Raw genomic sequence first — 11,035 nt, 5'->3', positions numbered from 1 at the left:
CCCGGGCGGCGTTCGGCGGCCGGCCGACGGCCGACGTCGAGCAGTGGCCGACGTCAGGCCAGCCCGTTGAGCCGTCGGCTCGAGGACGACCTGCTCGATCCTCGGCCCAACGGCCCGATGACCGCCGTCCTCTACACCGCCGCCTGGTACGGCGTCGCCGTGCTGGCAGTGTTCGTCTGGGTGCTGACGCTCGACGCCAGCGTTCCGGTGGACTGCGTACCCGCGGCGTCGGGCGGCTGCGAGTCCGAGCGTGGGCAGGCGATGACCGCGCTGCTCGACGGGGTGCCCCGGTTCGCCGCCGCGCTGGGTACCGGCCTCGTGGTCGCCGCCCTGATGCGCTGGTTCAACCGCACCTGGCGGGCCGTGACAGTGGGGCTCGCCGCCGCGGTCGTCGGCGGAGGTCTCTCCACCGTGCTCTTCAGCGTGATCAGCGGCCAGCCCCTCGGCGGCTGACTTTCCGGGTCGCCCGCCGTCGCCCGCTGTCCCGGGACGGGTCGCCTTCTGCCAGGGCGGTAGCGGTAGGGGCGAAGAAACAGTTCAGGGGCGCCGCCCGGTCGGACGGCACCCCTGGACGGTTGTCGTTACTTGCCGGGTACGACCTTCAGGTCGAACCGAGCGGTCACCTCGGGGTGCAGCTTGACCCGCACCTGGTGGCTGCCGATCGACTTGATGGCGCCCGGCAACTCCAGCCGACGCCGGTCGAGGGACGGGCCACCGGCCGCCCTGACCGCGTCCACCACGTCGCCGGGGGTCACCGAACCGAAGAGCCGCCCACCGTTGCCGGCGCGCGCGGTCAGGTTGACCTTGAGGCCCTCGAGCTGGGCCTTGACCTCGTTGGCGTGGCCGAGGTCCCGGATCTCCCGGGCCGCACGGGCCCGCTGGATGACCGTGACCTGCTTTTCCGCGCCCTTGGTCCAGGCGATCGCGAAGCCCTGCGGCAGCAGGTAGTTACGGCCGTAGCCGTCCTTCACCTCGACGATGTCGCCCGGGGCACCGAGACCGGAAACCTCCTGGGTAAGGATGATCTTCATATCGGCGCCTCCTCTCAGCGGGCCGTGGCCGTGTACGGCAGGAGCGCCATCTCACGGGCGTTCTTGACCGCACGGGCAATCTGCCGCTGCTGCTGCGAGGTAACCCCGGTCACCCGCCGAGCGCGGATCTTGCCGCGGTCGGAGATGAACTTGCGCAGCAGCGCGGTGTCCTTGTAGTCGATGTAGGTGATCCCGTCCTTGTCGAGCGGGTTCACCTTCTTCTTTGGCTTGCGCAGTGCCGCAGCCTTCGCCATTGCTCTTGCTCCTGGTTTGCGATCTCGAGTATTAGGCACCCGATATCAGAACGGGGGCTCGTCGTCGAAGTTTCCGCCGCCGCCCGAACCGGCAGGACGCGAGGCAGCCGGTGCCGCCGTGGCCCACGGGTCTTCGAAGTTTCCTCCGCCACCCTGACCACCGCCGCTGGCACCGCCACCACCGCCGGAGGCACCGAAGCCGCCGCCGCCCGAGCGTGACATCTTCTGCACCTTCGCCGTGGCGTACCGCAGCGACGGGCCGATCTCGTCGACCTCCAGCTCGATGACGGTGCGCTTCTCACCCTCGCGGGTCTCGTAGGACCGCTGGCGGAGCCGGCCCGACACGATCACGCGAGCGCCACGCTGCAACGACTCGGCGACGTGCTCCGCAGCCTGCCGCCAGACGGTGCACGCAAGGAACAGCGGCTCGCCGTCCTTCCACTCACCGGATGCCTTGTCCATGAACCGGGGCGTCGAGGCGACCCGGAACTTGGCGACCGCGGCACCAGACGGGGTGAAACGCAACTCGGGGTCGTCGGTCAGGTTGCCGATGACCGTGATGGTGGTATCTCCTGCCATGACCATCTCCTCGCGCACTCATCAGTCTCCGCCAGTGAAAGGCTGCCAGAGCAGTACGACAGGACTGATGAGGCTGATCCGGGGCGTGCCGGAAAACGCGTCAGCGCGTTTCCGGCCGGATGACCTTGGTGCGTAGCACCGACTCGTTGAGTCGCAGCTGCCGGTCCAGCTCGGCCACCGCCGCAGGCGAAGCCTGCAGGTCGATGACGGCGTAGATCCCCTCGGCCTTCTTGTCGATCTCGAACGCGAGGCGCCTGCGGCCCCATACGTCGAGCTTCTCCACCGAGCCACCCGCGGTCCGGATCACGTTGAGATACGTGTCGAGCGACGGGGCGACGGTGCGCTCCTCGAGGCTTGGATCGAGGATGACCATGATTTCGTAATGACGCAAGACGTTCCCACCTCCTCTGGGCTAGCGGCCACGGTCCTTCCGTGGCAGGAGGTCATGCGTTTGCTGCCGCACGGCGTCGGGAGGGATCCCGGAGCATCACGGACAACCTGACCAGACTACCCGGTGTTCCGGTACCGGGCACCGCCGGCACCCCCGTGGCCAGCGGACACCGAGGCGACAGCGGCAAGAACCCCTTCCGGTCGCGCCGACCTGGAAAGGGCTCTTCCGTGCAAAGCCGCGGGGCGCATCCCGTCCGCATTCTTTGGGTGGGACCTGGGGAGGAACGACCACACCGATGAGTTGGACGAGAGGCGCCCCGCGGAGCCTATTCTATTGTCATCTTACGCGACAACAGTCCGTGTTGCACGTTGAGCGAGAATAGCCCGAATTGCTCCTGCTGAGACGCCGACCACACACACGGTCGCGATGAGCGTCAGCAGGCCGACCGGCCCGGCTGGCCGTACCGGGTCGACCGGACGGACCAGTTCGGCCGGAGCCCCGCCGAGTCGACCGGACGGCAGGTGGACAGCGCCGGGCAGCGCGCTCGGCGCCACACCGGTGCTCCGGAGGCCGACCGCATCGGGACCATGCGACGCCGGCCCCACCTCGACCCGTACGGCCGACTCGGCGGGGAAGACACAGATCGGTCGTAGTGCCAGCGACACCGGACCGTGATGGAAGATCAGATCCGCGGACGACCCGGCGGGAAGTTCCCCGTGCGCCGTACCGTCCAGCAGCAACCGGGTCCGCCGGCCCGTGTCGTTCACCACCCGCACCGTGCTCTCGGGCAGCACCGTGATGCTGGTCGCCCCCGACGAGGAGACGCACCGGAGGGCACCCGGGCCCGAACTGCCGAACGTGACCACCCGATCGGTCTCCCGCACACCCATTCCGGGCGGCGGCGCCGGCTCGGCCATCGCGACGCCGGACACCAGCGGTGGCGTACCCGCGACGAGCGCGGCGACCGCGGCGGTGGCGCGACGACGTCGGAGCGACAGGGCCACGTCTTTCCTTTCTCGGCAGAACTACGACCTCGGCAGAACACCCGCATCCGCCCGGGGGCGGCCAGGTTGCATGGATCTCACCTGGAGAAACGATCCACCGATCGATAGGTGACGCGGATTACGCCCCGCTTCTACGACACCCTGACGACCGGCGGTGGGGCCTGCCCCTCCCCGCCGGGAGACCGGCGCGACGTAGGCTCGCCTTCATGCGTATCGGAGCCCATGTCGATGCCACGGATCCGTTGGACGAGGCGGCCCTGCGGAAGGCGGACGCGGTCCAGTTCTTCCTCGCCGATCCGCAGGGCTGGAAAGCACCACAACCACGGGCCGACGCGGCACAGCTGCGCGGCTCCGAGGTGGACGTCTACATCCACGCGCCGTACGTCATCAATCTCGCCACCACCAACAACCGGATCCGGATACCGAGCCGCAAGCTCCTGCTCAGCCACGCCGGTGCCGCCGCCGAAGTCGGCGCGAAGGGCCTGATCGTGCACGGCGGACACGTCAACGCCGGTGACGACATCGCCACCGGCTTCGACAACTGGCGTAAGGCGTTCGCCCAGGTCGCGGCGTCCGGCGGTCACGGCGTACCGGTGTTCGTCGAGAACACCGCCGGCGGCGACAACGCCTGTGCCCGACGGTTCGACAACCTGGCCCGGCTGTGGGACGCGGTCGGCGAGTACGGCGTCGGCTTCTGCCTGGACACCTGCCACGCGCATGCCGGCGGAGAGGACCTGCTCGACATCGTCGACCGGGTCAGGGCGATCACCGGCCGGATCGACCTGATCCACGCCAACGGCTCGAAGGACGCCTTCGACTCCGGCCGCGACCGGCACGACAATCTCGCCAACGGCATGATCGATCCCGATCTGGTGGTCGAGGTGGTTCGCACCGCCGGTGCCCCGGTCATCGTCGAGACCCCTGGCGGGGTCGACGGTCAGGCCACCGACATCGCATACCTGCGCGACCGCGTGGGCCGGTAGGGCGGGCCGATGTCGACGGACCAGTCCAACGTCGCCGACGAGACGACCGAGCCCACCGGCGCGGGAGGCGTGACCGAACCCGCCGTCGCCCGGACCGAGGGCTCGGCGGACAGCGCGCCGACCGCCGGTGGCGCGAGGGCCGACAGCGAACCGGCGTCGAACGCGAAGCTCGACACCGAACCGGGAAAGCGGCCCGGCACCGGCCCGGGGGCGAAGCCGGAGACGGAGACGGAGCGGGAAGAGCAGCCGGACACCGATCCGGCCGACACGCCCGGAACGGCTCCGGACCAGACGCGGGGCAAGGCCGCCGACGGCGCGACGACCGAGGCCGCCGCACCCGTGGACAGGGTGACGTCGAGCGACCCGGAGAAGAAGAACGACGAGACGGCGGACGAAAAGAAGAAGAAGGAGGACGACGGGAAGCCGGACGAGAAGAAGGACGACACGAAGGCCGAGTCGGACAAGCCAGGGTCGGACAAGCCAGAGTCAGGCAAGTCGGATAAGCCTGATGATCCGTTCACCTCGTTCGCGCCTGCTCCCGAGGTGGTACCGGGCCGGCTTCGGCGGATCAGCCGCGGCACCGGCCGCCGGCTCGTGCACGAGTGGACCCTCGCCGGACTCGGCGGGCTGGCCCTGGCCGTCCTGATGACCTGGCCCACCCTGCGTTACCCGAAGCACACCCTGCCGCAGGACTACTGGGATCCCACCCTGCAGGCATGGCAGGTCGCCTGGTCCGGACACATCCTGCTGACCAAACCGGCCCAGCTCTGGCAGAGCAACAGCTTCTTCCCGGAGAACTGGACCTTCGCCTTCTCGGACACCCTGCTCGGCTACGCGCCGGCCGGCATGATCGGCCACGGTCCGGAGGCCGCGATCCTCCGTTACAACATCCTGTTCGTACTGGCCCACGCGCTCGCCGTGGTCGGGGCGTACGCGCTGGTTCGGCAGCTCGGCTCGGGACGGATCGGCGCCGCGGTGGCGGGCGTCGGTTTCGCGTACGCGCCCTGGCTGCTGTCGCAGGCCGGTCACCTGCACGTCATCTCCAACGGAGGAATTCCGCTGGCCCTGGCCATGCTGGCCCGGGGACACGGCTGGTCGATGCGGCACGGTTACCGACCCGAGCGTCGACGTTCCGGCTGGGCCTTCGCCGGCTGGCTGGTCGCCGCCTGGCAGCTCAGCCTCGGCTTCGGCATCGGCCTCGTCTTCGCGTACGTCCTGGGTCTGATCGCGGCCGTGGTGCTGCTGAGCTGGCTGGTACGGCGGATCATCCGCCGGCCACGGCAGCCGTTCGGATTCCGGATGATGCTGGCCGACTTCTGGGGTGGCGCGATCTTCGCCGCTACCGGTGCCCTGCTGGCCATCCCGTACTTCAAGGTCGCCGAACAGCACCCGTACGCCCGGCGGAGCGCCGACGAGGTGCACAACTACTCCCCGCCGCCCGGAGGGTTCCTCACCGCCCCGACCGAGTCGCTTCTCTGGGGTGACCTGCACGAGCGGGTCCGCGACGGGCTGCCCGGACTGCCGGAAACCACGCTGCTGCCGGGGTACGCGCTCCTCGCGCTCGCCATCGCCGGCCTGTTCTTCTCGATCTGGACGGTACGGCAGCGACTGCTGCTGCTGGTTGCCCTGCTGGCCAGCGCCGTGCTCACGATGGGCAGCCGGTTCTTCGGCGGTACCTTCACCTACCTGCCGCTCTTCGAGCACGCGCCCGGCTGGGACGCCCTGCGTACGCCCGGCCGGCTGATGATCTGGACCAGCCTGCTGCTGGGAATCCTCGCGGCCGGCTCGGTCGGCGCCTTCGCGGAACGGGCACGGCAGATCTCGGCCGTCGAGCGGGTACCGCCCCGCCCCGGCCCGTTCCTGCGCCTGGTCACCCTGCTGCCGCTACTGCTGGTGCTGGTCGAGGGTCTCAACGCCACACCGCATCCGGTCGTGCCGAGGCAGCCTGCGGCAATGCGGGTGTCGAACGGACCGATCCTGGTGTTGCCGTCCGACCAGAAGACCGACCAGCACGTCATGCTCTGGTCGACGAGCCGGTTCCAGGACATCGTCAACGGTGGAAGTGGTTTCACCCCGCGCCGGCTGGAGGAGGTACGTCAGGTGACGGCCAACTTCCCCGACTCGGCCAGCATCGCCTATCTGCGCGAACTGGGGGTGCGGACCGTCGTGGTGCTGCGGGACCGGATCGCCGGCACTCCGTTGCAGACGACGATCGACCTGCCGGTCGACACCCTCGGCATCAGCCGGGAGGACGTCGGCGAGACCGTGGTCTACCGGCTCTGACGGTGCACGCCGGGCCGGCGTGCGGAAGGAAACCGGTTCGCGGAAGGGGACCCGGACCGGTTCGCGGAAGCGGTCTCCGCCGTACCGCCGTACCGGCCGGGTTTCCGGAGGCGACGGCCGTGCCGGTTGTCGTCAGGCCGGAACCGGTTCGCGTTCCGGTTCGGGAACGCCGCGCAGCCGGCGCAGCCATCCCGCGTCCGGTGCCCCGTCGTAGTCCCCGCCGTCGGGGTCGTCCGGATAGGTGGCCCGGACCGGGTCGTGCTCCGGATGCAGGATGTCCCGGATGATCAGGCCGCAGAGCACCGCGACGGTGGTCAACCGGAACGTGGCGGCGAGCACGAACACGCCCTCCGGGAAGACCTGCTTGCCGGCGGCGCCGAGCAGCTCGCCGTAGAACGCGAGGAAGTAGCCGACCTCGGCGAACTGCCAGGCGAGGAAGGCTCCCCAGCGCGGCCGGGCCAGCACGGCCAACGGCAGCAGCCAGAGCGTGAACTGCTGCGACCACACCTTGCTGAAGATCAGGAAGGCCGCGACCATCAGGAAGACCACGGCCGCCAGCCGGGGACGCCGGGGGGCGAGCAGCGCCAGCGCGCCGATGCCGAGGAAGGCCAGGACGATCAGGGCGTACGACAGGGTGTTCAGCGTCGGTATGTGGTCGCTGAGCCACTGGAAGGGTCCCTGGTCGCCGGGGCTGCCGGTGTTCCACTTGCCGTCCAGGTAGCGACCGATGTACCACAGGGTGCCCCAGTCGATGGCGCGCTCACTGTTCAACTGGAAGAAGCGGCTCCAGCCGTCGTGGTAGAGGATCGCCACCGGCAGGTTCACCGCCACGATGGTCGTGATCGCCGAGCCGACCGTCACCACCATCGCCCGGACCCGCGCCGTACGCAGCGCGAACAGGAACAGTGGCCAGAGTATGAACAGCGGCCAGAGCTTCGCGGAGGTGGCCAGGCCGAGCATGATGCCGGCGGCCAGGGGTTGTCGTCTGGCCCAGGCGTACAGGCCGATCGCGGCGAGCCCGATCGCGAGCAGGTCCCAGTTGACGGTGGCGGTGACGAGCAACGCGGGGGAGAGCGCGAACATCGCGGCGTCCCAGGGCCGGCGGCGCCGTAGTGCGAGGATCATCGCGACGGTGGCCACCCCGAGGGCGCCGAGCACCAGGGCGTTCAGGTTGTAGAACCACTGCGCCTGGTTGATCTCGGGACGGTCCTCGCCGATGCTGTGCACCGGCAGGCCGAGCGCTCCCATGAAGAACCCGGTGACGACCGGATATTCGACCGGGTGGTCCCGGTACGGCACCTTGCCCTCGTTCAGCCCTTCGGCGTAGTAGAGCGCGAGCACGTCGGTGTAACAGAACTTGGTGTACTGCGAGTTGTTCTGCCAGGCGCCGGTCTGGCAGGGCGACTTCTGCACCCAGTGCAGGGCCAGGGTCAGACAGGTCAGGGCCAGCACGATCCGGGCGGCGGTCCAGAACCGGCCGCTCCACTGGGTGCCCCGGCGGTCGACGCCGCTCGCGTGCTCCCCGATCGGGCCACCGATGGCCTCGGAGAGTCCGCGGACGAACCCGTCCGACCGGGACGGGTGGTCGGCCTTCTCAGGTTCGTCGATGCCAGCCGGCGACTGCGCGCTCATGGGTAAGCATCCTGCCGTATCGAAGCCCCTGCCACGAGCAGGAGGGGCGGACGGAAAACGATTCGGCGCGGGACGGACCGCCACCGGCCGTCTGATCTACGCAAATCTATGTCAGGGGGTGCGGGGCGAGGACCCGATCCGCCCACCAACGCGGGCGGCCCCGGCCACCTCGGGAGGTGGTCGGGGCCGCCGTCACGATTGCCGGCAGGTGTCCGGGCTCAGTCGCGCTGACCGGTCGTCGTGGCAGGCAGCATCGCTACCCCACCGCCACCACCGCCACCACCACGGCCGTCGTCGGGACGCCCCGGGCCATCGTCCGGACCGCCCGGAAGGTCAGGGATGGTGGGCCCATCCGGGTTCGTCGGGAAAGTGGGCGGTGGGTTCTGGTTCTGGGGTGGGCAGACCCCGTTCACCGGAGCCGGGCACGCTGGTGGCGGCGGCGGCGGGACACCGTCGCCCCGCTTGGGATCGCCGATGCCCTTGGAATCCGGTAGCGGCTTCTTGTCGTAGCCCTTGAGCGCGTCGTTCATGTACTGCTGCCAGATCTCACCCGGCAGGCCGGACCCGCTGACGGTTCCACCGCCGGTTTTGCGGATCCTGGGTTTCCTCGGATCGTCGCTGCCGACCCAGACCGCCGTGGCCAACTGTGGGGTGTAGCCGACCATCCAGGCGTGCGCGTTGTCGTCCGTGAGGCCGTACTGCCACGTGCCGGTCTTGCCGGCCGCGGACCGGCCGCTCTCCAGGCTACGGCTGTTCGCGCCCGGGATCTTCTTCAGCACCGAGGTGACCTCGTCGGCGACCTCCGGCTTGATCCGCTGTGACGGCTTGAGCTGCTCGCCGCCGATCTTCTTCCACGCACCGGTCTGCTTGTCCTGCTGCTCGATCGTGATGATGAAGTGGGGCTTGTTGTACTTGCCCCGGTTGGCGAGAGTAGCCAGCCCCGTGGCGTGGTCGAGGACGGTGATCGGGTACTGCCCGAACGCGACGACGTGGAAGAACGGCTCTTTCGTGTCGTTCTCGAACTTCTTCTTCGCCAGGTCGACCGGCTCGGACGGACCCTTGGCGGGTGTGGTCCACATCGTGCTGATCCCGGCCTGCTTCGCCATGTTGACGATCCTGCCGGGGCCGATTTCCTCGCTGACGTGGTAGAAGGGCACGTTGTAGGACTTGACGGTCGAGTGTTCGAGTGTGCACCACTTCTTGCAGTCGGTGCTCTTCGCACCGGCGTTACCGATCTGGCCCTTGATGCCGTCGGGTGTGAACGGCAGGGAGTCCCAGTGCGACTCGATCGAGATACCCGCGTCGATCGCTGCGGCCAGGGTGTAGACCTTGAACGACGAGCCCGGTGGGTGGCCGCCGACCAGCTCGCCGCCGAGGATGTTCTTTCCGGCGTAGTCGATCCCGGTCCCGTCGTTGCCGCCGTAGTAGGCGAGCACCTGGCCGCTGGCTGGCTCGATCGAGACCAGCGCCGCCTGGAGGTTCTTCGGCTGGCCGTTCAGCGGAGAGCTAGATTTTTCCTGCTGGGCCGCCTTCTCCGCCGCGTCCTGCATCTTGAGGTTGATGCTGGTCTTGATCCGGTAGCCGTCCGTGACCAGCGCCGCCTGGCAGTTCGGCTTCGTGCTGCCCGCCGGTATCGGGCCGTCGTGGCACAGCTTCATCTCGGCCATCTCGGCCCGGACGTAGTTGACCACGTTCCCCTTGGGCGTCTTGACCCCGCTGGAGGCGCTGGCGTCCTTGCGCTCTTTCACCTTCGGGTACTCGGTCGGGCGCTCGGCCGGGCTGATCCACTTTTCCTCGACCATACCGTTGATCACGTAGGTCCAGCGGTCCTTGGCCAGCTCCAGGTTGTCCGCGGGATCGAAGCCCTTCACACCGGTCTGGGGGTCGTTGACCGGCTGCTTGATCACACCGGCCAGCACCGCGGCCTGGGCCACGTTCAGTTTTTCCGCCGGCAACCCGAAGTACGTCTGCGCCGCCATCTCGATGCCGTACGCGCCCCGGCCGAAGTAGATGGTGTTCAGGTAGTGCTGCATGATCTCGTCTTTGCTGAACTCGTCGTTCAGCTTCGAGGCGAGGATCGCCTCCTTGACCTTGCGCTGGTAACTGTCGTCGTTCAGGTTCTCGTAGGCGTTCCGGGCGTACTGCTGGGTGATGGTGGACGCGCCCTGCTTCGTGCCGCCGGTGAAGTTGTTCCAGGCGGCTCGGGCGATGCCGAGGTAGTCGACGCCCTTGTGCTTGTAGAACTTCCGGTCCTCCGCGGCGGCCACCGCGTGCTGCACGAACTTCGGGATCTTGTCCAGCGGCACGATCGACCGGGCCTCTTCGCCCAGCTTCACGATCACGTCCCGGTTGTTGCTCGCCAGGATGGTGGTGCCGACCGGCAGCGGGATCTCGTCCGGCAGCACCACGTTGGTGGAGTAGTAGGTCACGCCGACCACGCCGCCACCGGTCAGCATGATGAGCACGGCGAAGGCGGCGATGACGAGGTTCATCCGCTTGCGCTTCTTCGCCCGCTTCAGCGCCGCCGGGTCCGACTCGCCACCCCTGCGGCCACGCCGGCCACCGGAACCACCCGAGCCGCCGGGGCCGTCCGGATCGTCGGGGCCACCGGGACCGGCCGGAGAAACCGGGACGGCCGCCCGGCCGACCCGGGCCCGACCGGCGGCGCCGTTCGCTCCCGCGCCACTCACGGACGCGGCTCCGACGCTCGCCCGGCCCGCGGACGCCCGCCCGGCCGGTCGGGCGTCCGCGGATGCCGTCGGGTGTGAACGGCAGGGAGTCCCAGTGCGACTCGATCGGGATACCCGCGTCGATCGCTGCGGCCAGGGTGTAGACCTTGAACGACGAGCCCGGTGGGTGGCCGCCGACCAGCTCGCCG

At 69.1% G+C, this 11,035-nt stretch carries 8 protein-coding genes and 2 pseudogenes; 3 read left to right on the top strand and 7 right to left on the bottom strand.

Translation table 11 applies throughout. The annotated features are described in order from the left end of the window. Window positions 1-453, top strand: a pseudogene (locus I0C86_RS09940) (CPP1-like family protein); the annotation flags it as partial. A gap of 128 nt (window positions 454-581) precedes the next feature. Here the strand turns inward: I0C86_RS09940 and rplI are convergent. The 5 genes from rplI to I0C86_RS09915 all read right to left on the bottom strand — a co-directional run bounded on the left by rplI (window position 582) and on the right by I0C86_RS09915 (window position 3,259). Beyond that, on the bottom strand, window positions 582-1,031 hold the full coding sequence (gene rplI, locus I0C86_RS09935) for a 50S ribosomal protein L9 (protein WP_196200928.1): 450 nt from the start codon (window positions 1,029-1,031) through the stop codon (window positions 582-584). Between the two features lie 14 nt (window positions 1,032-1,045). After that, window positions 1,046-1,285, bottom strand: coding sequence for a 30S ribosomal protein S18 (rpsR, locus tag I0C86_RS09930; protein WP_007073789.1), 240 nt, complete (start codon window positions 1,283-1,285; stop codon window positions 1,046-1,048). Between the two features lie 45 nt (window positions 1,286-1,330). Continuing rightward, window positions 1,331-1,882, bottom strand: a complete 552-nt coding sequence (locus I0C86_RS09925) for a single-stranded DNA-binding protein (RefSeq protein ID WP_196200927.1) — start codon at window positions 1,880-1,882, stop codon at window positions 1,331-1,333. An 82-nt stretch (window positions 1,883-1,964) separates the two neighbouring features. Continuing rightward, window positions 1,965-2,255 carry a 30S ribosomal protein S6 gene (gene rpsF, locus I0C86_RS09920; protein ID WP_192766155.1) on the bottom strand — a complete coding sequence of 97 codons (291 nt, stop codon included), beginning with the start codon at window positions 2,253-2,255 and terminating at the stop codon, window positions 1,965-1,967. Between the two features lie 341 nt (window positions 2,256-2,596). Beyond that, complete coding sequence (locus tag I0C86_RS09915) at window positions 2,597-3,259, bottom strand: hypothetical protein (RefSeq protein ID WP_196200926.1); 663 nt, start codon at window positions 3,257-3,259, stop codon at window positions 2,597-2,599. 206 nt (window positions 3,260-3,465) lie between these two features. Between I0C86_RS09915 and I0C86_RS09910 the strand changes: the two genes are divergently transcribed. Together I0C86_RS09910 and I0C86_RS09905 are read left to right on the top strand one after the other, a co-directional pair. After that, a complete protein-coding gene (locus tag I0C86_RS09910) occupies window positions 3,466-4,242 on the top strand; it encodes a deoxyribonuclease IV (protein WP_196200925.1) in 777 nt (258 codons plus the stop codon). A 9-nt stretch (window positions 4,243-4,251) separates the two neighbouring features. Continuing rightward, window positions 4,252-6,525 (top strand): hypothetical protein, encoded by a 2,274-nt coding sequence (locus I0C86_RS09905; RefSeq protein WP_230393894.1) that lies wholly within the window; start codon window positions 4,252-4,254, stop codon window positions 6,523-6,525. A 132-nt stretch (window positions 6,526-6,657) separates the two neighbouring features. Here the strand turns inward: I0C86_RS09905 and I0C86_RS09900 are convergent, their stop codons facing one another. Next, entirely contained in the window at window positions 6,658-8,157 is a 1,500-nt protein-coding gene (locus I0C86_RS09900) for a glycosyltransferase family 87 protein (RefSeq protein ID WP_196200924.1), read from the bottom strand. 218 nt (window positions 8,158-8,375) lie between these two features. Next, window positions 8,376-10,958: pseudogene (locus I0C86_RS09895) on the bottom strand (transglycosylase domain-containing protein); the annotation flags it as partial. Window positions 10,959-11,035: the final 77 nt, after the last annotated feature.

Origin of the sequence: Plantactinospora alkalitolerans (genome assembly GCF_015690345.1) — a bacterium.
GTDB classification, from domain to species: Bacteria; Actinomycetota; Actinomycetes; order Mycobacteriales; family Micromonosporaceae; genus Plantactinospora; species Plantactinospora alkalitolerans.
This window is presented reverse-complemented; position numbering and strand designations above follow the sequence as displayed.